The organism is Mesorhizobium sp. Ca11 (assembly GCF_020165275.1).
GTDB lineage: Bacteria > Pseudomonadota > Alphaproteobacteria > Rhizobiales > Rhizobiaceae > Mesorhizobium.
In genome coordinates, this window is the sequence record NZ_JAIUHU010000006.1 from 87,034 (window position 1) to 108,373 (window position 21,340).

Annotated in this window: 22 protein-coding genes; 10 read left to right on the forward strand and 12 right to left on the reverse strand. The window is 63.7% G+C overall.

Annotated features, from left to right (window positions below; all coding sequences use genetic code 11):
- Positions 1-19: 19 nt before the first annotated feature.
- A complete protein-coding gene (locus LB538_RS12605; RefSeq protein ID WP_224530592.1) occupies positions 20-1,150 on the reverse strand; it encodes a glycosyltransferase family 4 protein in 1,131 nt (376 codons plus the stop codon).
- Positions 1,151-1,159: 9 nt separating this feature from the next.
- Positions 1,160-1,723 carry a polysaccharide biosynthesis/export family protein gene (locus LB538_RS12610; protein ID WP_095767646.1) on the reverse strand — a complete coding sequence of 188 codons (564 nt, stop codon included), beginning with the start codon at positions 1,721-1,723 and terminating at the stop codon, positions 1,160-1,162.
- A gap of 263 nt (positions 1,724-1,986) precedes the next feature.
- Here LB538_RS12610 and LB538_RS12615 point away from each other — a divergent pair, with 263 nt between their 5' ends.
- Entirely contained in the window at positions 1,987-4,218 is a 2,232-nt protein-coding gene (locus tag LB538_RS12615) for a GumC family protein (RefSeq protein ID WP_224530588.1), read from the forward strand.
- Between the two features lie 371 nt (positions 4,219-4,589).
- Here LB538_RS12615 and LB538_RS12620 read toward each other — a convergent pair whose 3' ends face one another.
- On the reverse strand, positions 4,590-4,826 hold the full coding sequence (locus LB538_RS12620) for a hypothetical protein (RefSeq protein WP_073989633.1): 237 nt from the start codon (positions 4,824-4,826) through the stop codon (positions 4,590-4,592).
- 122 nt (positions 4,827-4,948) lie between these two features.
- Positions 4,949-6,178, reverse strand: coding sequence for a GNAT family N-acetyltransferase (locus tag LB538_RS12625; RefSeq protein WP_224530585.1), 1,230 nt, complete (start codon positions 6,176-6,178; stop codon positions 4,949-4,951).
- Between the two features lie 90 nt (positions 6,179-6,268).
- On the opposite strand from LB538_RS12625, the gene LB538_RS12630 reads away from it, so the two are divergent.
- Entirely contained in the window at positions 6,269-7,327 is a 1,059-nt protein-coding gene (locus LB538_RS12630; RefSeq protein WP_224530582.1) for a polysaccharide deacetylase family protein, read from the forward strand.
- A 33-nt stretch (positions 7,328-7,360) separates the two neighbouring features.
- Here the strand turns inward: LB538_RS12630 and LB538_RS12635 are convergent, their stop codons facing one another.
- Positions 7,361-7,576 (reverse strand): DUF2842 domain-containing protein, encoded by a 216-nt coding sequence (locus tag LB538_RS12635; protein WP_040999884.1) that lies wholly within the window; start codon positions 7,574-7,576, stop codon positions 7,361-7,363.
- Between the two features lie 151 nt (positions 7,577-7,727).
- Here LB538_RS12635 and LB538_RS12640 point away from each other — a divergent pair, with 151 nt between their 5' ends.
- Positions 7,728-8,819: a COX15/CtaA family protein gene (locus tag LB538_RS12640; RefSeq protein ID WP_224530579.1), complete on the forward strand. Its 1,092-nt coding sequence runs from the start codon at positions 7,728-7,730 to the stop codon at positions 8,817-8,819.
- Positions 8,820-8,871: 52 nt separating this feature from the next.
- Here LB538_RS12640 and argC read toward each other — a convergent pair whose 3' ends face one another.
- Positions 8,872-9,804 (reverse strand): N-acetyl-gamma-glutamyl-phosphate reductase, encoded by a 933-nt coding sequence (gene argC, locus LB538_RS12645; protein ID WP_095767641.1) that lies wholly within the window; start codon positions 9,802-9,804, stop codon positions 8,872-8,874.
- A gap of 29 nt (positions 9,805-9,833) precedes the next feature.
- On the reverse strand, positions 9,834-10,835 hold the full coding sequence (gene speB / locus LB538_RS12650; RefSeq protein WP_140842756.1) for an agmatinase: 1,002 nt from the start codon (positions 10,833-10,835) through the stop codon (positions 9,834-9,836).
- Positions 10,836-10,959: 124 nt separating this feature from the next.
- Between speB and LB538_RS12655 the strand changes: the two genes are divergently transcribed.
- Together LB538_RS12655 and LB538_RS12660 are read left to right on the forward strand one after the other, a co-directional pair.
- Positions 10,960-12,174, forward strand: a complete 1,215-nt coding sequence (locus tag LB538_RS12655) for an acyltransferase family protein (RefSeq protein ID WP_224530576.1) — start codon at positions 10,960-10,962, stop codon at positions 12,172-12,174.
- 83 nt (positions 12,175-12,257) lie between these two features.
- Entirely contained in the window at positions 12,258-13,316 is a 1,059-nt protein-coding gene (locus LB538_RS12660) for a glycerophosphodiester phosphodiesterase family protein (RefSeq protein ID WP_224530573.1), read from the forward strand.
- Positions 13,317-13,627: 311 nt separating this feature from the next.
- Here LB538_RS12660 and LB538_RS12665 read toward each other — a convergent pair whose 3' ends face one another.
- The gene (locus LB538_RS12665) at positions 13,628-14,500 is read right to left on the reverse strand and encodes an aldo/keto reductase family oxidoreductase (protein WP_224530572.1); all 873 of its coding nucleotides are present in this window, start codon (positions 14,498-14,500) and stop codon (positions 13,628-13,630) included.
- A gap of 95 nt (positions 14,501-14,595) precedes the next feature.
- Between LB538_RS12665 and LB538_RS12670 the strand changes: the two genes are divergently transcribed.
- On the forward strand, positions 14,596-15,504 hold the full coding sequence (locus LB538_RS12670; protein WP_224530571.1) for a LysR family transcriptional regulator: 909 nt from the start codon (positions 14,596-14,598) through the stop codon (positions 15,502-15,504).
- 86 nt (positions 15,505-15,590) lie between these two features.
- Here LB538_RS12670 and rpsI read toward each other — a convergent pair whose 3' ends face one another.
- From rpsI to LB538_RS12690, 4 genes are all read right to left on the reverse strand, one after another.
- Positions 15,591-16,061: a 30S ribosomal protein S9 gene (gene rpsI / locus LB538_RS12675; protein WP_040983171.1), complete on the reverse strand. Its 471-nt coding sequence runs from the start codon at positions 16,059-16,061 to the stop codon at positions 15,591-15,593.
- Complete coding sequence (gene rplM / locus LB538_RS12680) at positions 16,061-16,525, reverse strand: 50S ribosomal protein L13 (RefSeq protein WP_040983169.1); 465 nt, start codon at positions 16,523-16,525, stop codon at positions 16,061-16,063. The genes rpsI and rplM overlap by 1 nt, the downstream gene beginning before the upstream one ends.
- 271 nt (positions 16,526-16,796) lie before the next feature.
- On the reverse strand, positions 16,797-17,372 hold the full coding sequence (locus LB538_RS12685) for a LysE family translocator (protein WP_224530570.1): 576 nt from the start codon (positions 17,370-17,372) through the stop codon (positions 16,797-16,799).
- A 116-nt stretch (positions 17,373-17,488) separates the two neighbouring features.
- Positions 17,489-17,953 carry a PaaI family thioesterase gene (locus tag LB538_RS12690; protein WP_095767634.1) on the reverse strand — a complete coding sequence of 155 codons (465 nt, stop codon included), beginning with the start codon at positions 17,951-17,953 and terminating at the stop codon, positions 17,489-17,491.
- 139 nt (positions 17,954-18,092) lie between these two features.
- Here LB538_RS12690 and LB538_RS12695 point away from each other — a divergent pair, with 139 nt between their 5' ends.
- The 4 genes from LB538_RS12695 (at position 18,093) to LB538_RS12710 (ending at position 21,337) form a co-directional block, all read left to right on the forward strand.
- Positions 18,093-18,914 (forward strand): enoyl-CoA hydratase, encoded by an 822-nt coding sequence (locus LB538_RS12695; protein ID WP_224530569.1) that lies wholly within the window; start codon positions 18,093-18,095, stop codon positions 18,912-18,914.
- A 117-nt stretch (positions 18,915-19,031) separates the two neighbouring features.
- Complete coding sequence (locus tag LB538_RS12700; protein ID WP_224530568.1) at positions 19,032-19,553, forward strand: CoA-binding protein; 522 nt, start codon at positions 19,032-19,034, stop codon at positions 19,551-19,553.
- Positions 19,554-19,710: 157 nt separating this feature from the next.
- Positions 19,711-20,991: an O-acetylhomoserine aminocarboxypropyltransferase gene (locus LB538_RS12705; RefSeq protein ID WP_224530566.1), complete on the forward strand. Its 1,281-nt coding sequence runs from the start codon at positions 19,711-19,713 to the stop codon at positions 20,989-20,991.
- 1 nt (position 20,992) lies between these two features.
- On the forward strand, positions 20,993-21,337 hold the full coding sequence (locus tag LB538_RS12710) for a cupin domain-containing protein (RefSeq protein ID WP_224530564.1): 345 nt from the start codon (positions 20,993-20,995) through the stop codon (positions 21,335-21,337).
- Positions 21,338-21,340: the final 3 nt, after the last annotated feature.

Below are 21,340 nucleotides of genomic sequence, written 5' to 3' on the forward strand. Positions count from 1 at the left end.
AGTTGTTGCGGCCCGCGGCCTATTTGTTCAGTGCCGCGAAATAGGCCTTCTCGATATCGGCGGCCATGACATCCGCACCGAATCGGGCCTTCAGCTCATCGGCTTGCGGCATCAGTTTTCGATAGCCGTCAAAATCGCTGAGCGCCGTCCCCATTTTGGCGGCGAGCTGGGATGCGTCGGGGCGGATCAGGGCAGGGGAGCCTTCGCCGAAGATTTCCGGAATGCCGCCGACCGCGGTCGCGATCATCGGCATGCCGCCGGCTAAAGCCTCGAGCACGATATAGGGCATCGCCTCCGCGCGGGACGGCACGACGATCATCTCGGCCTGCGCGAAAGCATCTCTTGCCGGCATGGGCGGCAGGAATCGGACGTGGCTTTTCAGGCCGAGTCGCTCCACTTGCGCGTGGTAGCGCGGCAGGTCGTCGCCGTCGCCGACCATCACGGCGCTTAAGGGGCGTCCGAGCTCGTCGCCGGCCATAGCCAGCGCATCGATGAAGATATCCGGGCCCTTCAGGTCGCGCATCATGCCGATGTACAGAAAATCGGCGGCATTCGCCGCCGCCGTCACCGGTTCGAATTCGGTGGCGCGCAGGCCGTTATAGACAAGCGTGTTGGGTATGGGCGGCTCGCCGACCTTGCGGCGATAGGTGTTGCGCTCGTAGTCGGAAACGAACAGCAGGCAATCGGTGAAGCGCGCCATGAAGCGCTCCAGGCCGAAGAACAGCTTTCCCATCGCCGTCGTTTCGTCATAGTGGAGGGAGCCGCCATGCGGCGAATAGAGGCGGGCAACGCGAAACCTTGATACCCGCAACAGTGAGCCGAACAGCCGGGCATAGGCGCCACCCTTGGCGCCGTGCCCATGCAGCACGTCCGGCCGCAATTCCTGGATGATTCGATAGGTGCGCCAGGCCGAGGCGAGGTCGCCCGGCCCGACATGACGCTGCATCGGCGTGCGATGGATGCCGAGCGCGAGGCTGTCCTTCATCGCCTCGAACAAGCGCTCCTCATAGTCGCCGCCGGTGGTCGAGTCGCAGACGATTCCCACCGCATGGCCGGCGGCGACCTGCGCCTCGGTCAGGTCGCGCACGTGCCGGAAGATTCCTCCGACAGGTGAGCGAAAGCAGTGCACGATCCTGAGGTTCACCGCCACGACGGTTTTTCAGAACAGCCGTTCGCGGACGTAGACGGTGTCGCCGGGCAGGAGTGGATCGGATGTCAGCACCCGCCCGGTCATCACCTTGCCGTTGATATCGCGGGTGATGTCGACGCTCTCCTGATTGGCGCGCGGCGTGAAGCCGCCGGCAATGGCGACCGCCTTTTGCACGGTGAGTCCCGGCACGTAGGAATACTGCCCGGCAGCGCCCACTTCGCCCATGACGAAGATCGGCCGGTAGCGGTCGATTTCGACCGAAACGTCGGGATCGCGCAGATAGCCTTGGCGCAGCTTGTCGGCGATCGCCTTTTCCAACTGCTGCGCGGTGTGGCCGCGCGCCGGCACCGCGCCGACCAGCGGAAAGGACAGATAGCCGGACTGGTCGACGCTGTAGGTGTTGGTCAACCCGTCCTGCTCGAACACCGTGACACGGACGCGGTCGCCGGCGCCGAGTCGGTAGGGCTGATCGAGCACTTCATGAAAGGCGGCGGGTGTCGGGCGGTAGCTCGAGCAGCCGGTGAGCAGCGACAGGGCAAGCAAAGCGCGAAAGAGGGAAGCAGTGCTTTTCATGACCGGCCAGGAACCTTCATCGCTCTTGCCGCAAGCCGCGGCACAACCCCAGGAAAGTGCGACCGTTATCATCCTGTTAGGGTTAATGGGCGGTAAAGGAGCGCGGTCCGGGAGAGCGGAGATCGGTAAAAAGCCCAATTGTTCTATTGCTTTCGAGCAATCTTCTTTGAGTGCCCTCTAATAAGCATTCATTCTGATCTTAACGGGTGAGTTACCATAGTTCTTTACGGTCCAGCTTCGACTCAAAGCTCGGAGCAGGATGCATGTCCGTTCAGTCAGCGGCCGCAGACGTCGATGTCGATCTGAGACAGCTCTTCGCCAGCCTGGCGAGGAACTGGCTGCGCATTGTTTTTGTCACGCTTTTGGTCACCGGGCTGGCCTTCGCCTTCGCCTGGCTCGCGACGCCCTATTATAAGGCGACAGCCAAGCTGGAGATCGGCTCGCGCGAATCGGAATACACGCGGCCACCGGGCACCAACGACGACGATAAGCCGATTCTCGACGAGCAGGGCGTGGCCACCCAGGTCCAGATCATTTCCTCGCCCGACATCCTCAAGCAGGTGGCGACCAAGCTCAACCTGGACAAGTTGCCGGAGTTCGACGAAACGCTGAAAATGTCGTCGCTCGGGCGTGTGCTTGTGCTCGTCGGCTTGAAAAGCGATCCCTTCGATATCCCGCCGGACGAGCGTGTGCTGAACGCCATGCACGACAAGCTCAATGTTTACGCCGTTGAAAAGACGCGCGCGATCGCGATCGAGTTCGCCTCGAAGGATCCCAAGCTTGCCGCAGCGGTCGCGAATGGCATTGCCGAGGCCTATATCGCCTCGAAGAGTGACGCCAAGCTCGAATCGAACGCCGCCGCGACCAACTTTCTGGCGCCGGAAATCGCCGATCTGCAGAATCGCGTGAGGGATGCCGAGGCCAAGGTCGCCGCGTTCCGCGCCCAGTCCGACCTGCTGATGGGCGGCAACAATTCGGTGCTTCCGACTCAGCAGCTCTCTGAGCTGTCGAGCGAATTGTCGCGTGTGCGCGCCAGCCGCGCCGCCGCCGAGGCGAGTGCCGAGAGCGTGCGCCGGGCGCTGCGGAATGGCGGTTCGCTGGATAGCGTGCCGGAGGTCCTGTCTTCCGAGTTGATCCAGCGCCTGCGCGAGCGCCAAGTGGAGCTGCGGGCCAATATCGCCGATCTTTCCACAACCCTGCTGGACAACCATCCGCGCATCCGGGCGCTGAAGTCGCAGCTTGCCGACCTCGACGGCCAGATTCGCAACGAGGCGCAAAAGATCATCCGGGGGTTGTCGGCTCAGGCTCAGACGGCGAAGGCCCGCGAGGATCAGCTGATCGCGGACGTCAACACCTTGAAGGCCGCGTCAGCGCGCGCTGGCGAGCAGCAGGTGCAGCTGGATGCCTTGCAGCGCGACGCGAACGTTCAGCGCCAACAGCTTGAATCCTATATGGCCAGTTACAATGCGGTAGCCTCGCGCAAGGATCGCAGATACTCGCCTGTGGCGGCGAGCCTGATCGCGCAGGCCCAAGTGCCGTCGCAACCTTATTTTCCGAAGATCGGGCCGATCACCGGGGCCGCCGCGGCCGCTTCGCTGCTGCTGATGGCGATCGGCACGCTGCTTGGCGAGCTGTTCTCGGGCCGTGCCATGCGTCCGGCCGCCGGCGCCCGTTTCACCGATATCGAGCAGGTGGCGATGCCCGCTGCGCGCACCGAGCCGGTTGTAGCCGAAATCGAGGACGACCACAGTTCTTTCGCATCCTATGAGACGTCCACGGCCAGCGAGCGACGTCCGGAGAGACAGCCGCCGATCGCGCAGAATGAGACATTTGAAGCCGACACCGTTGCGGCAGAGCAACCAATGCCCGAGCCGGAACCCAAGCCGGGTCCGTCCAGGCTCGGCGAGATAGATGTCGACAGGGCTGCCGAGAAGCTGATCGGTTCCGGCGCCGCGCGCGCGATCTTCGTATCGCCGGAAGGCGACGAGGCGGCCGCCTCCGCCGTGCTCGTGGCGCGTGAAGTATCCGACGCCGGCCTGCGCGTGCTGCTGCTTGACCTCACAGCATCGGGCGCGGCGTCGCGGCCGATGCTGGACTCGAGCCTGTTCCCGGGCATCACCAATCTGCTCGCTTCCGAAGCGCAGTTCAGCGACGTCATCCACCCCGATCTTTATTCGGATGCGCATGTCATTCCGGTCGGCACCGCCGACCCCGTCCGCGCGATGCGCGCCGCCGATCGGCTGCCGATCATCATGCAGTCGCTGACCACGGCCTACGATCTCGTCGTGGTCGAATGCGGCCCGGCCGACGCGCAAGGCATCGGCCGCCTGGTCGGTGACGGCACCGAAGTCTTCCTGTCCATGCTGGAGGCCGACGACCAGGTGACGCAGGCCGCGGTCAAGCTGATCGAGAACGGCTATCCCAACCTGACACTGGTCACACCGGTCGGCCATGAACCGGGAGACCCATCGCCCCGACGCCGGTCGGCCGCATAAGACCGGAGGCCGGCACCGCGACGAATGGGACACGGCTCAGCCCCGAGGCAATTCTTAGCTACAAGGGCGAACCGCGGCATTTCTCGGCGACTCCTGCACTTTACATCGGTGGCGAGGCACCTAGTTTTGATGCTTCGCGCTGCGCATTTTTCGTGCGTGGATGATCGAGAGCGGAACCGTGAACCCTAGGCCGGCCCCCGCCGCAGCCTTCCGGCTGGAATTGCGTCAAAGACAAAGAGACAGCGCGGCTCGCCGTTTCCGTGAAACGGTGCAACCGCTCCAGAACTGAACGCCTGCCGCAGGGTCGCGGTCAAGGGCGCGTTCGGAAAGGCATTCTCGCGTGGCCTGAAGGGGCAGCGGAATCGCGATTGTCACGGCGCGCGATCGGTCAGAGCGTTGGCCCCTTCCTGCCCGGCGCAGTGCGCGCAGCAATAGATGACATCGCCCTGCTCGACGCCATGTCCCATGATCCGCACCCTGCAGTGAGGGCAGGTCGGCGCAAGCTTTTGGACCGCGCACTCGAAGCTGTCGAACGTGTAGGTTTGCCCGCCCAGGCTCACAAGAAATGCCTTGTCATAGTCGTTGCCGCACTGGTCGCACTTAGCCATGGCCATTCTCCTTCTGGGTGCGAAAACCTCCCGGCGCTCGATAGGTTCCGTTGAGTCACTCAGGTCCCGCTTGCGCGCATCGCGCCGGGAACACGACGGCGATTGTGCGACTCTGACCAGGCCTAGCTGTCGTCTTCGGCCGCGACAGGCGCCGCCTGTCCGGCAGCCTTGCGGCGCAGCATCTTGGTCAGCTTCCAGACCGTCGGGTTGTTCTTGATGAAGGCCTTGGCGCGCGCGCCTTGCCGCAGCCCTGCCGCCAGCACCCGGCCCTTCAGCGTCAGCGGCGCAAGCACCTCGAAATGCTGGACCTCGATGTCGCACCAGAGCCGCTTGTAAGGCTCGTCGCCGACTGAGAAGTCATACACATCGAAGCCAAGCTCGCAGGCTTCCTGGATGTTGTCGAAGAACAGGAAGTCGCCCGGGCTGGCGGACGAGAGATCGTCCTCGGCGATGGCGCCGAACTCGCAGATCAGCCGCTTGCCGGACCGGCTGGAGCCGGTCACCGCGCGCAGTTTGCCCGCCACATCCAAGCCGTGCAGCAGGAAGGGCGGCTTTTCCTCGGCCAGCGCATCGGCGAACAGCGCCCGGAAAAAGTCGCGTACTTGCCTGTCGCCGAAGACATTGGCGATGCCCATCTTGGCGAAACGCGCTTCCTTCATCTCGAAGAAGGCATCGAGCAGCCTGTCGACCTCCTCGCGGGTGCGGGCCTCGATGCGGCGGAAGGTGCCGACCGCCTCGAACTTGCGCGTCTGCGAGCGGTGCTTCTTGCGCTTGCGCTTGCCGCTCGCGCGCGACAGCAGCGCGTCGAACCCGCCGCCGAGATCGACCGCAAGCGCGAGGTTCGGACTTGGAAAGCCGGGCAGCGCGGTCAGCGGGTTGGCGACGCCGTCGAGGTCTGGCAGCAGCCTTTCAAGCGAGATCAGGTCGATATCCGGCCGCGCCCGCCCGATTGCCTTGAACATCGAGCGGATCGCCTGGCCTTCGATAGAAGGCAGGAAACGCGGGTCGGCGGCGGCGAAATTACCGTTGGCGTGGCGCCCGCCGGCGAAACGGGCAACCTTGAACGGGCCGCGCCCCACGATCTCCAGGGCCAGCGACAGCGCCGGGCGGCCATCACAGGACAGCGTCGCGACAACCATGTCGCCACCGGTCGCGGCCGCCCAGTTGCTCACCCAAAATGCGCTTTGCGCCGGCGCGAACAGCGCCGAGGCGCAGAATTGAACATAGTCGGCAACACCGGTGCCGCCGCTTGCGGTCGCAATCCACCGGTCCCGGTCGGCTCGCACCGGGCGCGCGGAAGCCTCGTTGGCCGCGACCCGATTGCCATCAAATGACGCGGTGGCGTCAACCATCCCTCAATCCTTAAGACGTATTGGTTGCAACCTGGGGTTCGCATAGGCGAATGTCTTGCTTGAATAAGCCTAGGCGCAAAAGGTGAAGGAATGATCGACGGGGGCGATGCAATCCGGAAGCTGGCGCTGAACCTTGCCCGCTACTCCGGCCTTGCTCCTCTGGCGCGGCCGTTTGTCGGCGGCATCGGCGCTATCCTGATGCTGCACCGCGTCACCGCGACACCGGAGAAGCCGAACAGCGTCAATCGGCATCTGAACATCGCTCCCACTTTCCTCGACAAGCTGATCTCGGACATGAAGGGGCGTGGCTATGCCTTTGTTTCCCTTGATGAGGCGATCGAACGCATCAAGACGGGCGGGAAAGGCGGCCAGTTCGCCACGATCACGGCCGACGACGCCTATCGCGACAACATGACCGAGGCGCTTCCGATCCTGGAAAAACACGGCGCGCCGATCGCCATCTACGTCGCCCCCGGCCTGATCGACGGCGCCGTCGATCTCTGGTGGGACGTGATCGAGGACATCGTCGACACCAGCTCGCGCCTGACGCTGACGATGGGGGGCAAGTCGACGGCGATCGATTGCTCGACACAAGGCCGAAAGATCCAGGCCGTCGCGCGGCTGAACGCCTGGCTGACCTTGGAAGTCCCCGAGGAGGAGCAGGGCGCAGCGCTGCGCGAGCTCGCCCGTTCGACTGGGTTCAAAATCGGCTCGGGCCGCCCATGCACCTTGATGAACTGGGATGAGCTTCGCATCATGGCCGCGCACCCGTTGGTGACCATCGGTGCGCACACCGTCAATCATCGGAACTTGAAGCGGCTGTCCGAGGCCGATGCGCGCCATGAGATCGGCGACGTCCGCCGCGTCCTCGCGGAAAAACTCGGCGAGGAGCCGCGTCATCTAGCTTACCCTTATGGCTATGCCAGCGCCGTCAGCTGCCGCGAGGTGGGCTTTGCCCGTGACGCAGGCTATGCCTCGGCGGTGACCACGCGGCATGGTGTGCTGCGCGCCGAGCATGCCGGCTTCCTGCACGCGCTGCCGCGCATCTCCGTCAATGGCCGCTATCAAAGCCTTGCGCATATCCGCACGATGCTGTCCGGCATCACGACGCCGCTCGCCAATGCAGGCAAGATGGTCGTTACGGTCTAGGCCTGCTTCACGCTTGCCTGACGCCGGCAAGGTTCATCCCTTCGGGCGCGGCTCGATGATCAGCCATTTGATGATGGCCATGGCCGGCAGAACCCAGAGAAAGCCGCTGAGCAGGAAGAACAGGAGATGCGCCGTGGGCCCGTATTCGGCGAGCCTGGTGACCGCGACGGCGGAGGCGATCAGCGCGTAGATGACGACCAGCGCCACCAGCAATATGGTTCCGATCAGCTTTTTCAGGCGAATGGGCATGTCGCGGTTCCGTTGACCCGCCCCGCTTAGGCCGAATGACAAGAGCGCGCAACCGTCGCGACCCGGCGCGACGGCGTGCCGCGCTGTCCAGTCTTGCCAGTTGAGCGGCCTTGGTCCACCAATCTCGCGTTTCAACCGCCGGGAATGCGAAATGGCTGCCATCACCGCCACAGCCCCCTATGCCACACGCGACCGCGACCTGCACAACCGCGCTTTGGTGCGCGGCTGGCTCTACGTCGTGCTGCTCGTGCTGGTCGCGCTGGTGCTGGTCGGCGGTTCCACTCGTCTCACCGGCTCGGGTCTGTCGATCACTGAGTGGCAGCCGATACACGGCGTCATCCCGCCGCTCAACGACGCCGAATGGCAGGAAGAGTTCCAGCGCTACCAGCAGATCCCGCAATATGCCGAGATCAACAAGGGCATGATCGTCGAGGATTTCAAATCGATCTTCTGGTGGGAGTGGGCGCACCGCATCCTGGCGCGCGGCGTCGGGGTGGTCTTTGCCTTGCCGCTGCTGTTCTTCTGGGCGACGCGCCGCATCGAACGAGGCCTTGGGTCGAAGCTGGTCGGCATCCTTCTGCTTGGTGTACTGCAAGGCGGCATCGGCTGGTGGATGGTGGCTTCGGGCCTGGTCGACCGCGTCTCGGTCAGCCAATACAGGCTGGCGACGCATCTGACGCTTGCCGCGCTGATCTTCACGGCGACAATGGTGGTGGCGCGAGGCTTGGCGCCGCATTCGGAGCCCGCCGCCGACCGGTCGACGCAGCGGCTCGCCGGCTTCATAGTGCTTTTGGCGCTGATCCAGATCTATCTCGGCGGGCTGGTCGCGGGGCTGCATGCGGGCCTTTCCTACAACACATGGCCGCTTATGGATGGAAAGGTGATCCCCTCCGATCTGCTTCTTCTGAAGCCGGCCTGGCTGAACTTCTTTGAAAACCCGAAGACGGTGCAGTTCGTCCACCGAGTGGGCGCTTATACGATCTTTGTCGTGGCGCTCTGGCATATGATCGCGACGTGGCGACGCCAGCCTGGCACCACCCATGCCCGCCGGGCCACGCTTCTGTTCGCGCTGGTGGTCGTCCAGGCCTCGATCGGCATCGGCACGCTAATGATGCAGGTGCCGCTGCACATGGCATTGACGCATCAGACGATCGCGCTTGTGTTGCTTGGCTTCGCTGCCGCGCATTGGCGCGGCACCAAGGGCGCCTATCCGCTGCCGACCGATATACGCGTCAGAGGCTGAGGCGAACCTTGCGGATCGCCTCGGCGGTAGCAAGCTCCAGGTTCACGACCGCTCAGTGCTTGATGCCGAGCATCAGGTCGAGGTTCTGCACCGCGGCGCCCGACGCGCCCTTGCCGAGATTGTCGTAGACGGCCATCAGCAGTGCTTGCGCCCTCTCATCATTGGCGAAGACGTAGACCTTCATCCGGTTGGTGCCGTTATAGATCTCCGGATCGATCTCCGGCATGCGCTCCATATGGGTGTAGGGCGCGACCTCGACCACGCCGCCATCGATCGACGCATAATGGTCGGCAATCGCCGCGTGAAGCTCGGCGCCAGTCGGCACGCGGTCGAGACCGCCGAGTTGCAGCGGCACCACGGTGATCATGCCTTGCGCGAAATTGCCCACCGCCGGCTGCATGATCGGGTCGTGCGACAGCTTTGCATAGGTGCGGAGCTCCGGCACATGCTTGTGCTGCAGCGTCAGCCCGTAGGGTAGGAACTCGGGCGCGTCCTCGCCCTTGCCGACATAGTCCTCGATCATCGGGCGGCCGCCGCCGGAATAGCCGGAAATGCCGTTGACGGTGACCGGGAAGTCGGCAGGCAGCAGGCCCGCCGCAACCAGTGGCCGCAGCGTCGCGATCGGCCCCTGCGGCCAGCAGCCCGGATTGGCTATGCGTTTCGCGCTGCCGATCCTCTTCGCCTGGTCCTTGTCCATTTCGGCGAAGCCATACTCCCACCCCTCGGCCACGCGATGCGCGGTCGAGGCGTCGATCACCTTGGTCGTATCGTTCGTAATCAGCGACACGCTTTCCTTGGCCGCCGCATCCGGCAGGCAAAGGATCGCGACATCCGCCGCGTTGAGCATCTCGGCGCGGGCGGCAGTCTCCTTGCGGCGTTCCGTCGGGATGGAGATGATCTCCAGGTCGTCACGGTCGGCCAGCAGCGCCCTGATCTGCAGGCCTGTCGTGCCGTGTTCGCCGTCAATGAAGATTTTCGGTTTCATCCCTTGCCAAATTCCTCGCGATTCCAATGTCATATGCCGTAGGCGTGATTTGCCGCGGCATGATTGCCGTTGCTCAGTTCGTCGAGCCGCGCCTTTCGCTCTGCCAGCAGACCGAGATAATGCATGGCGATGATCGATCCGGCGATCGCCGTTATATCGGCATGATCGTAGGCCGGCGCAACCTCCACGATGTCGGCGCCGACGATGTCGATCTGGCCGAGTTGGCGCAGTGTCGACAGCATCTTGGCCGAGGAGGGGCCGCCTGCCACCGGCGTGCCGGTGCCCGGCGCGAAGGCCGGGTCGAGACAGTCGATGTCAAAGGTGAGATAGGTCTTCTTGCCACCGGTGCGCTCGACGATCGCATAGGCGATATCGGAGGCGCGCATCTCCTCGACCTCATGGCCGTAGAGGATCTTGATGCCGAACGTGTCGGGCGCATGCGTGCGGATGCCGACCTGGATCGAGCGATCTGGGTCGATGATCCCCTCCTTCACCGCGCGGGCGACGAAGGAGCCGTGATCGATGCGCTTGCCGTCGTCGGGCCAGGTGTCCTGGTGCGCGTCGAACTGCACGAGCGCCAGCGGCCCGTGGACGGCGGCATGCGCCTTTAGCAGCGGCCAAGTGACGAAATGGTCGCCGCCCAGCGTCAAAAGGAACGCGCCTGATTTCAGGATCTTGGCCGCCTCGCGCTCGATCGTGCCGGGAGTTTTCTGGTGATTGCCGCTGTCGAGCAGGCAATCGCCATAGTCCACCACCGAAAGGTGCTCGAAGAGGTCGCGCGAGAATGGATATTGCGGATCGTTGTCGAGGATCGCCGAGGCGCGGCGGATCGCCTGCGGCCCGAAGCGAGCGCCGGGCCGGTTGGTGACGGCGGCGTCGAAGGGAATGCCCCACACGACCGCGTCCGCGCCCTTCACGTCCTTCGTATATTTGCGCCGCATGAACGACAGCGCGCCGGCATAGGTCGGCTCGAACGACGCGCCCGTCTTGGAGCGGGCGGTGAAGGCGTGGTCGATCTCATTGTTCGCCATTAGGAATCCTCGGTTTCGTCGGGGCAGCCACAACTACAGAACCGGCACGCAACATGCCAGTCACAGCTTGCGGAAACGAAGCGGCGCTCGGCGAGTGCCACGGCAACACAGGATCTGTATCATTATGGCTGAGACTGCCTTGCTCAATCTTGCATCCGCGCCCGCCGCGACCCGTGTCGGCACGACGGCCGGAGAGCGTTTCCTGGTGCTGGATTCCTGGCGCGGTATCTGCGCGCTGCTGGTGGCGCTGTTCCATTTCCCGACCACCTCGATAGTGTCGCAGAGCGCCTTTGTCGGCGGCTCCTATCTGTTCGTCGATTTCTTCTTCGTGCTCTCCGGCTTCGTCATTGCCAGCGCCTATGGCGGGCGGCTCGCTGGGCAGGACGACCTTGCACGGTTCGCGCTCGTGCGTTTCGGCCGCATCTATCCGTTGCATCTCCTGATGCTCGCCGCCTTCGCCGGCTTCGAGGCGCTGCGGCTCTTGCTGCCGGCGCTTCACGGAACGGGCCCGGCGCCCTTCACCGCAGGCTTCGACCTGAAGAGCCTGGTCGCCAACCTTTTCCTTCTGCAGGGCATGGGCGTTGAGGATCATCTGAGCTGGAACGCGCCGAGCTGGAGCATCTCGGCCGAGTTCTTCACCTATCTGCTTTTCGCCGCCGTAGTCTTCACCGCCGGCCAGCGCGCCTGGATATGGCTCGTCGCCGCAGCCGTGACGGCGCCGCTTTTCCTGCTCGCGGTCTCGACGCGTCATATGGACGTGTCCTTCGATTTCGGCTTCATTCGCTGTCTTTACGGCTTCTCGCTCGGCGCGCTGCTTGCCTGGTTTCAGCACGATTCCATTGCAGAGGCGCGACAGGCGCTGAGCGGCGGGGCAGGGCGCCTCGCCTGGACGGTGCCCGAGCTGGCGATGATCGTCGTGATCGCGCTGTTCGTTTCGGTGGCGGGAACGAATGACGCCGGCATTGCCGCGCCGATCGTCTTCGCGCTGGCGCTTTATCTCTTTGCCCATGAGGGCGGGTGGGTCAGCTTGGCCTTGCGCAGCCGGCCGATGCTGCTGCTCGGCTCGCTCTCCTATTCGATCTACATGGTCCACATCTTCGTCCAGGCCCGCGTGATCAATGTCGGCGGCCTGATCGAACGCAAGCTCGGGCTCGGCATAGTCGGCGACCTGATGCTGCGCGGTGACCATGCGACCGGCTTCGGCCCCGGCTCGCCCTGGATCGGCTTCGCGGCTTTGGCCGCGATGTTGATCGCCGTCATTGCCGCGTCGTGGTTCACATGGCGCTTCGTCGAAATGCCGGCACTGGCCTGGTTCCGCCGCATTTCCAAGCGGATCTGATCCAAAAACTAGCCGGCTTCGTTCACTGCGCTGTCATGGGCATCGCCTAACCGGGTCCCAACCCGGAACGGAGCGATTCCCCGATGCGAACACTCTGGCTGAGCCTTGCCTTTTCCGCCGCCCTTGCCACCGTTGCGGGGCAAAGCTTAGCCGGTGAAAGCCGCGCCAGCCAGATCCTCGCCCGCTTCGAGCATGCCAACCAGTGGCGTGACCATGTGATGATCGCCGCGCATCGCGCCGGCAGCATGCAGGCCGGCAAGACGCTTTATGCCGAGAATTCGCTGGCCGCGGTCGAGGGCTCGATCGCGATCGGCGCCGAGATCGTCGAGGTCGACGTCCGGCGCGCGAAAGACGGCGAATTCGTCATCATGCATGACAGCTGGCTCGACCGCACGACCACGTGCAAGGGCGAGGTGGTGAAATACACGCTGGCCGAGCTTAAGAAATGCCGTTTGGTCGTCGAGGGCACGGGCACCGTCACCAAAGAGACCGTGTCGACACTGCGCGAGATGCTGCTGACGACCAGGGACAGGATCCTGATCAACCTCGACAACAAGCTGGAGGTGACCGACCTGCCTGGCATGGTCGCGGAGGCGCGCGATCTCGGCATGGCCGATCAGGTGATCGTCAAGGAGAATCTCTGGAACCGGCAGCGCATCGATGCCGCGAGCGCGGCACTTACCCAGGCCGGCGGCGGCTTCCAGTTCATGCCGATCCTTGCCGACGACGCCGTGCATGATGCAGTTTTCGCCAGCGAGGTCGACAAGGCCTTCGCGCCGCGCGCCATCGAATTGATCACTTGGCGCAACGGCGCCGAGACGCTGACGTCGACCGGCGGGCCGCTGTTCAGCACCCGCATGCGGGCAGAAGCGGCGCGGGGCGACTGGCACCTCTGGGCCGACACCTACGCCGTCGTCAACAAGCCCGGCGGCTTCCTCGCCGGCGGCCGTGGCGACGAGCTTGCCGTCGCCGCCAGCCTGCCGCGCGAAGCCTGGGGTTTCTGGGTCGACCGCGGCGCCACCATCATCCAGACCGACGAGCCGAAGGCGGCAATCGCGTGGCTGACGGCCAATGGTTATCGCGTGCCTTACACGACGGACATCAAGCAAGCCGAGCCGGCGCATACGGCGAGCATTAATTAGAGGCGGCGCGGATACAGCCAATCTCCCCCCTTGTGGGGGAGATGGCCGGCAGGGCAGAGGGGGGCGCTGTCCCGCCGGCGTAACGGTGCTTGGGTTCCTCGCCCCCGCCAAAGGTGGGGGAGAGGTGTCCGCGAAGCGGACGGAGAGGGAGCCTTCGTAGGGCGCTCCCCTCTCCGTCTCGGCTTCGCCGAGCCACCTCTCCCCACATTCGTGGGGCGAGGAACCTTGATCCTGCAGCGCCGCGTTCCTTCACGCCCCCTCTGGCCTGCCGGCCATCTCCCCCACAAGGGGGGAGATCAGCTAATCGTCCATCACGCCGCTTTCGCCACGCCCTCCAGCTCCCGCAGCACCGCCCCCGACAGCTCGAGCTCTGCCGCCGCCAGATTCTCGCGCAGATGCTCGGCCGACGACGTGCCCGGGATAAGCAGGATGTTGGGCGAGCGCTGCAGCAGCCATGCCAGCGCAACCTGCATCGGCGTCGCACCGAGCCGTTCCGCGACGTCCGAGAGCGTCGACGACTGCAGCGGGCTGAAGCCGCCGAGCGGGAAGAACGGCACATAGGCGATACCGTCGCGCGCGAGCTCATCGATCAGCGCGTCGTCGTCCCTGTGCGCGAGATTGTACTGGTTCTGCACGCAGACGATGTCGCAGATCTTGCGGCCTTCCGCGATCTGCGCGCGGGTGACGTTGCTCAAGCCGATATGGCGCACGAGGCCCTTGCGCTGAAGCTCGGCAAGCTTGGTGACCTGCGCTTCGATGGAGCCCTCCGCTGGACCGTGCACACCGAACATGATGCGCAGATTGACGACGTCCATCACCTCGAGGCCAAGGTTGCGAAGATTATCGTGCACGGCCTGTTCGAGCTCATCAGCTGTAAAAGCCGGCAGCCAGGAGGCGTCTTCCCCACGACGGGCGCCGATCTTGGTGACGATGGTGAGGTTGTCGGGGTAGGGCGCCAACGCCTCGCGGATCAGCTTGTTGGTGACATAAGGCCCGTAGTAGTCGCTGGTGTCGATATGGTTCACACCTTGCGACACCGCTTCGCGCAGCACGGCAATCGCCGCGTCATGGTCTTTCGGCGGGCCGAACACGCCTTTGCCCGCAAGCTGCATGGCGCCATAGCCGAGGCGATGCACCGAGCGGTCGCCGAGTTTATAAGTACCGGATTTGTCTACACTGGACATTGTTGCTCTCCTTCGCTGTCGTCGAGGGAGATAAGGGATGGCTGCTGTCCTGATAACCGGGTATAACCGGCACGACCTGTGCGGAAATAAGAACAATGGCGGCTGATCTCAACGATCTCCAAGCATTCATGGCCGTCGCTCGCGCCGGCGGCTTTCGCGAAGCGGCCCGCGTGACTGCAGGCAGCGCCTCAGTGCTCAGCGAAGCCGTCCGCCGTCTGGAAACCCAGCTTGGTGTGCGGCTCTTCAATCGCACCACGCGCAGTGTTGCACTGACCGAGGCAGGCGCCAGCCTGCTGGCGCGTCTTGGCCCCGCGCTGGGTGAGGTGCAGGCCGCGCTCGACGTCGTGAACGGTTTTCGTGACCGACCTGCCGGCACCTTGCGCCTCAACGTGCCGATAAGTGCGTCGCGGCTGGTGCTGCCGAAGATTGTTCCGGGATTTCTCGCTGCATATCCGGCCATCCGGCTGGAGGTGATCGCGGAGGAGAACTTTGTCGACCTGCTGGCGGCCGGCTGCGATGCGGGCATCCGCTATGACGAACGGCTGGAGCAGGACATGATCGCCGTGCCGATCGGGCCGCGCACTCAGCGCTTCACGACCTCCGCCGCGCCGGCCTATCTCGATCGGCACGGTCGGCCGCAGCATCCGCGTGACCTGCTTGGCCATGCCTGCGTGCGCGGCCGCTTCCCGAGCGGGGTCATGACGCCATGGGAGTTCGAGCGCCACGGCGAGGTGGTGCGGGTCGATACCACGGGGCCATTGGTCGTCAGCATCGGCGGCGGCGTCGATCTCGCCATCGATGCGGCGATCGCCGGCGTCGGCATTCTTTGGCTCTTCGAGGACTGGGTACGCCCATATTTCGACAGCGGCGTCCTGGAACCTGTGCTGGAGCCATGGTGGCAAAGCTTCTCGGGGCCGTTTCTCTACTATCCCGGGCGGCGGCTAGTGCCGGCGCCGCTGCGCGCCTTCATCGACTACCTAAAGACACCGGCCGGGCACTGGTGACGAAAAAAGGCCGCCCGGAGGCGGCCTTTTCGAAATGCTTGGACTCGCGGCGCTTAGCGCTTCGAGAACTTGCCCCCAAGCGCTCCTTAGCGCTTGGAAAACTGGAAAGAGCGGCGGGCCTTCGCCTTGCCGTACTTCTTGCGCTCGACCACGCGGCTGTCGCGGGTCAGGAAGCCGCCCTTCTTCAGCACCGAGCGCAGGCCCGGCTCGTAGTAGGTCAGCGCCTTGGAGATGCCGTGGCGCACCGCACCCGCCTGGCCGGAGAGGCCGCCGCCGATGACGGTGGCGACGATGTCGTACTGGCCGGCGCGGTTGGCCGCGACGATCGGCTGGTTGAGGATCATCTGCAGCACCGGACGCGCGAAATAGCTCGCGAATTCCTTGTCGTTGACGGTGATCTTGCCGGAGCCCGGCTTCACCCAGACGCGCGCGATGGCGTTCTTGCGCTTGCCGGTGGCATAGGCGCGGCCCGACTTGTCGAGCTTCTGGACATGCACGGGCGCGGCCGGCTGCGCGGCGACTGTGCCGAGTTCTGCGAGCGAGGAAAGCTCAGCCATTACGAGGCCCTCTTGTTCTTGGAGTTCAGCTTGGCCACGTCGAGCGTGACGGGCTGCTGGGCGGTGTGCGGATGCTCGGCGCCGGCATAGACGCGGAGATTCTTCATCTGGCGGCGGCCAAGCGGGCCGCGCGGGATCATGCGCTCGACGGCCTTCTCGACGACACGCTCGGGGAAACGGCCCTCGAGCAGCTGGCGCGCGGTGCGCTCCTTGATGCCGCCGGGGTGGCCGGTGTGCCAGTAATAGACCTTGTCGGTATATTTCTTGCCGGTGAACACCACCTTGTCGGCATTGATGACGATGACATTGTCGCCGTCATCGACATGCGGGGTGAAGGTGGGCTTGTGCTTGCCGCGCAGATGGTTGGCGATGACAGTGGCCAGACGACCGACGACGAGACCTTCGGCGTCGATCAGCACCCACTTCTTCACCACATCCGCAGGCTTCTGCGAAAAGGTAGCCATGTTTTGCTCTCAGGTTTGACCTTTCCCGTCCGGGAGGGACAGAGAAGGCGTTTCTTGTTGCTTAGATTGACGGGATGACCGGAGCCGCTCCGCCAATAACAAAACGGCGGCCTTTGCGGGCCGCTGCTTCGGGTCGGCTTATAGGCGAGGGTGTTTGGCGCGTCAAGCGTCGGTTGCGGTGTATGGTCGCGAAAAGCCCCTTAAATTCAATGACTAACATTAGTGGTATTATTTTACCTCATGCCTCTATGTCAAAATAGCTCTCTTTCGTTCACCGCCGCCCGGTCACGGCGGCAAGGAGAAGCTTGACGCCGATCGCGATCATCAAGGCTCCTGCCAGCCTTTCTTGCCAAACGACGAACGTGCCTCGGCGCCCCAGCCAGCCGCCAACCGCGCCGGAGGTCAACGCGACGGCGCTGAGGACAACCAGTCCCATCACCTTCATGGTCGTACCGAGAATGATGAACTGCAGTGCAGGCGAACCGACCCAGGGATGAACGAATTGCGGCAGCACCGCCAGCATGAAAGCGAGCGTCGTCGGATTGGTGAGATTGCAGATCACGCCTTGCCGGAAAGCGGCTGGGATACTGCTCGTCTCGGCAAAGGTAGACGCACCGCCACCTTTGCCCGACCGACGGGCCAATAGGAATTTGATCCCGATGGCGATCAGATAGATGGCGCCGACGATCTGAAGGAAGCTGTAAAGAGATGGGGAGGATGTGATCAGCGAGGCAAGCCCCATTGCCAGTAATGGAATCTGGACGACGCCGGCCGATACGCAGCCCGCTGCAGTCGCCAGGGCGTGGCGCCAGCCTTGCCCGACGCCGCGGCTGATCACCAGCATCATGTCCGGACCGACACCAGAAAGCTGATAGGCGAGCACGGCGCCGACGAAGGCAAGGTAGGTCGTAACATCGGGCATGCCGCAGAACGAACCTATCGACTGGGAGTTCCGGCAAGACGTCAGGCCGGCTTGTCGCTTATTCGCTTCCTCGGGATCGAATAGGTGCCGGTGGCATGCGCGACAGTGTGTCCGTCCGGGCCCGCGACAATATCGATATCGAACACCATCAGGCTCTTGCCAAGCTTCAGGATACGGCAATGGCCGTCGATCGGACCGGCTTCGGCCTTGCGCATGAAATTGATGTCGAGGTTGACCGTCACCGAAAGCGCGTCCGGGCCGGCATGGCTGAGCACGCAGACATAGCCGCCGATGTCGGCCAGCGTGAACAGCGCCGGACCGGATACCGTGCCGCCGGGGCGCAGATGCCGCTCGTCGGCATTCAGCCGCACTGTGCAGCCGCCCGGAAAAACGTCGATCGCCTCATAGGAGGTGAAATTGTCGTTGAGCTGCGGATAGACGCTTGCCATTAGTGCATTGACTTCCGCCGCGTTGAGCATTGGCTTCAGATCGCTTTGGGCGGGCATGGCGACGTCCTATATGAATGAGCAGCTCCGGGCGGTGCGCCTGGACCAAACGGTGCGACGGAGAAAACACGTCTCGCGGCTGTTCTTCAACCGGCAGCGTGCTAGTTCTGTTGCTCCATAAGCATGAGGTTTTTTGAAAGTGGCCGAAGTCGTCGCCATCAAGCCCGCCGTCGCCGACGGTCCTGTTCTTGTCAGCCAGGACAAGGGCATCCTGCGCCTCACGCTTGCCAGCCCGCCGGCCAATGCGCTCTCGCTGGCGACGATGGCGGCGCTGCAGGCCGAATTCGATCGCGTTAAGACCGACAGATCCGTGCGCGTCATCATCCTGGCGGCGTCGGGAAAAGTGTTCTGTGCCGGCCATGACCTCAAGGAAATGACGGCGCACCGCGCCGAACCGGATCGGGGCAAGGCCTTCTTCGAAACGACCTTCGCGGCTTGCGCGAACCTGATGCAGACGATCGTGCGCCACCCGAAGCCGGTGATCGCTGAGATCGACGGCCTCGCCACCGCCGCCGGCCTGCAACTGGTCGCCAGCTGCGACCTTGCCATCGCCTCGCATGAGGCGAGTTTCTGCACGCCTGGCGTCAATATCGGCCTGTTCTGCTCGACGCCGATGGTGGCGCTGTCGCGCAACGTCTCACGCAAGCAGGCGATGGAAATGCTGCTCACCGGCGAGACGATCGACGCGGCGACCGCCAAGGAGTTCGGGCTCATCAACCGCATCGTGCCGCGCGAATATCTGATTCAGGTTGTCAACAAATACGCGCAAACCATTGCATCCAAATCCTCTTTGGTGATCAAAACCGGCAAGGAGGCTTTCTATGCCCAGGCCGAAATGGGGTTGGCCGACGCTTATGCCCATACCGGCCGCGTGATGGTGGAAAACATGCTGGCGCGCGACGCCGAGGAAGGCATCGGTGCCTTCATCGGCAAGCGCAAGCCCGAATGGACCGACGAATAGTTCTTCCGCATGCCCGGCTTTTCTATCGCTGAACACGCCCGCACGCGCGCTCTACGCCTCTCTCGGCTTCAACCGCGAACTCTATCGCTACCATTACCGCAGGAAGACCATCGCAGCATGAATCACGATAGCTACGACAACGCCTACATCGCCGGCATCCTGAATTCGGTGAAGACGATCGCCATGGTCGGCGCTTCGCCCAACGATGTGCGGCCCAGCTATTTCGTGCTGAAATATCTTTTAGCCAAGGGCTTTTGGGTGCTCCCGATCAATCCCGGTCATGCCGGCAAGCAGATCCTCGGACAGACGGTCTATGCGAGCCTCGAAGATCTGCCGCATCCGGTCGACATGGTCGATATTTTTCGAGGCTCGGCGGCCGTGCCTGGCGTCGTCGACCAGGTGCTGCAGCTCGACCCGCTGCCCAAGGTCGTCTGGATGCAACTTGGCGTGCGTAACGACGAGGCCGCGGCCCGCGCCGAAGCTGTCGGCATCAAGGTGGTGATGAACCGCTGCCCGAAGATCGAATACGGCAAGCTATCCGGCGAGATCGGCTGGACCGGCGTCAACTCCGGCGTGCTGTCGTCGAAAAAACCCCTGATGCGCCAGGGATTTCAGAGCTTTGGCGTAAGACAGAAATAAGCATGCGGTAGTTCGCGCAAAATTATTCCGGGACGAAACGGATTTTCCCGGGCGTTCGTCGCAGATCGCGCCCCGAACGGTATTTTCTTCTTTGCATTCCCCGCCGCGCTTCGCCAAGAATGCCCGGCGATTTTCGAACGTTAGGAGAGGGATTTCGATGACCCGTACGCCTGGTTTCAGCACTTTAGCCGTTCATGCAGGCGCAAAACCCGACCCGGCGACCGGCGCCCGCGCCACGCCGATCTACCAGACCACTTCCTTTGTCTTCGACGACGCCGACCATGCCGCCTCGCTGTTCGGGCTGAAGGCCTTCGGCAACATCTACACGCGCATCATGAATCCGACCCAGGCGGTTCTCGAGGAACGCGTCGCGGCGCTCGAAGGCGGCACTGCGGCACTTGCCGTCGCCTCGGGCCACGCCGCGCAGGTCATCGTCTTCCACAATCTGATGCAGCCGGGCGACAACTTCGTCGCCGCCAACAAGCTTTATGGCGGCTCGATCAATCAGTTCGGCCATGCCTTCAAGAACTTCGGCTGGGAAGTTCGCTGGGCAGAAGCAAACGATCCGGCGACCTTCGAGAGCCAGATCGACGACAGGACCAAGGCGATCTTCATCGAAAGCCTTGCCAACCCTGGCGGCGTCTTCGTCGACATCGAGAAGATCGGCGACATTGCCCGCAAGCACGGCCTGCCGCTGATCGTCGACAACACGCTGGCCTCGCCCTATCTGGTCCGGCCGATCGAGCACGGCGCCGACATCGTCGTGCACTCGCTGACCAAGTTCATCGGCGGCCACGGCAATTCGATCGGCGGCGTCATCGTCGATGGCGGCACCTTCGACTGGTCGAAGTCCGGCAAATACCCGATGCTGTCGGAGCCGCGCCCTGAATATGGCGGCCTCGTCCTGCACGAGACTTTCGGCAACTTCGCCTTCGCGATTGCCGCCCGCGTGCTTGGTCTGCGCGACATCGGCCCGGCGATCTCGCCCTTCAACGCCTTCCTGATCCTGACCGGCCTGGAAACGCTGCCGCTGCGCATGCAGCGTCATTGCGACAATGCCGCGAGCGTTGCCGGCTGGCTGTCGAGCCATCCGAAGGTAGCCTGGGTGAACTATCCCGGCCTTCCAGGCGACAAGAACAACGCGCTGCAGAAGAAATATTCGCCGCAGGGCGCAGGCGCGGTGTTCACCTTCGGCCTCAAGGGCGGCTACGAGGCCGGCATCAAATTCGTCGAAGCGCTCGAACTGTTCTCGCACCTCGCCAATGTCGGCGACACCAAATCGCTGGTCATTCATCCGGCCTCGACCACGCACCGCCAGCTTTCCGACGAGCAGAAGGTCAAGGCCGGCGCCGGACCTGACACCGTCCGCCTTTCGGTCGGCATCGAGGACGTCAACGACATCGTCGCCGATCTCGAGCAGGCACTCGGCAAGGTCTGATATGTCGGCCTTTCTTGCGGTCAACACCGATGCGGTCGAACCGGAGGCCGGCGCGCCGCCGCCGGACCGGGTGATTTCGGGTGATCCCAAATTCCGCACCTGGAATGTCGAGGAGGGCGACGGCGGCCTCTGTGCCGGCGTCTGGGAAGCGACGCCGGGCAAATGGCGCATCGTCTACGACGAATGGGAGTTCTGCCACATCCTGTCCGGCGTCTCGGTGATCGCCGAGGATGGCGGCGAGGCGCGCACCGTGCGGGCCGGCGACAGTTTCGTGCTAAGGCCAGGGTTCAAGGGCACATGGGAAGTGCTCGAGACGACGCGCAAGGAATACGTGATCCGGCTTTGAATG

Bases quoted from the DNA above. Each gene is read 5' to 3' on its own strand.
- LB538_RS12615 (WP_224530588.1), top strand. From the start codon at position 1,987: ATGTCCGTTCAGTCAGCGGCCGCAGACGTCGATGTCGATCTGAGACAG.
- LB538_RS12705 (WP_224530566.1), top strand. From the start codon at position 19,711: ATGACCCGTACGCCTGGTTTCAGCACTTTAGCCGTTCATGCAGGCGCA.
- LB538_RS12710 (WP_224530564.1), top strand. From the start codon at position 20,993: ATGTCGGCCTTTCTTGCGGTCAACACCGATGCGGTCGAACCGGAGGCC.
- rpsI (WP_040983171.1), bottom strand. From the start codon at position 16,061: ATGGCTGAGCTTTCCTCGCTCGCAGAACTCGGCACAGTCGCCGCGCAG.
- rplM (WP_040983169.1), bottom strand. From the start codon at position 16,525: ATGGCTACCTTTTCGCAGAAGCCTGCGGATGTGGTGAAGAAGTGGGTG.
- LB538_RS12640 (WP_224530579.1), top strand. From the start codon at position 7,728: ATGGCTGCCATCACCGCCACAGCCCCCTATGCCACACGCGACCGCGAC.
- LB538_RS12620 (WP_073989633.1), bottom strand. From the start codon at position 4,826: ATGGCTAAGTGCGACCAGTGCGGCAACGACTATGACAAGGCATTTCTT.
- LB538_RS12635 (WP_040999884.1), bottom strand. From the start codon at position 7,576: ATGCCCATTCGCCTGAAAAAGCTGATCGGAACCATATTGCTGGTGGCG.
- speB (WP_140842756.1), bottom strand. From the start codon at position 10,835: ATGGCGAACAATGAGATCGACCACGCCTTCACCGCCCGCTCCAAGACG.
- LB538_RS12655 (WP_224530576.1), top strand. From the start codon at position 10,960: ATGGCTGAGACTGCCTTGCTCAATCTTGCATCCGCGCCCGCCGCGACC.
- LB538_RS12660 (WP_224530573.1), top strand. From the start codon at position 12,258: ATGCGAACACTCTGGCTGAGCCTTGCCTTTTCCGCCGCCCTTGCCACC.
- LB538_RS12670 (WP_224530571.1), top strand. From the start codon at position 14,596: ATGGCGGCTGATCTCAACGATCTCCAAGCATTCATGGCCGTCGCTCGC.
- LB538_RS12625 (WP_224530585.1), bottom strand. From the start codon at position 6,178: ATGGTTGACGCCACCGCGTCATTTGATGGCAATCGGGTCGCGGCCAAC.
- LB538_RS12690 (WP_095767634.1), bottom strand. From the start codon at position 17,953: ATGCCCGCCCAAAGCGATCTGAAGCCAATGCTCAACGCGGCGGAAGTC.
- LB538_RS12610 (WP_095767646.1), bottom strand. From the start codon at position 1,723: ATGAAAAGCACTGCTTCCCTCTTTCGCGCTTTGCTTGCCCTGTCGCTG.
- LB538_RS12700 (WP_224530568.1), top strand. From the start codon at position 19,032: ATGAATCACGATAGCTACGACAACGCCTACATCGCCGGCATCCTGAAT.
- argC (WP_095767641.1), bottom strand. From the start codon at position 9,804: ATGAAACCGAAAATCTTCATTGACGGCGAACACGGCACGACAGGCCTG.
- LB538_RS12685 (WP_224530570.1), bottom strand. From the start codon at position 17,372: ATGATGCTGGTGATCAGCCGCGGCGTCGGGCAAGGCTGGCGCCACGCC.
- LB538_RS12665 (WP_224530572.1), bottom strand. From the start codon at position 14,500: ATGTCCAGTGTAGACAAATCCGGTACTTATAAACTCGGCGACCGCTCG.
- LB538_RS12630 (WP_224530582.1), top strand. From the start codon at position 6,269: ATGATCGACGGGGGCGATGCAATCCGGAAGCTGGCGCTGAACCTTGCC.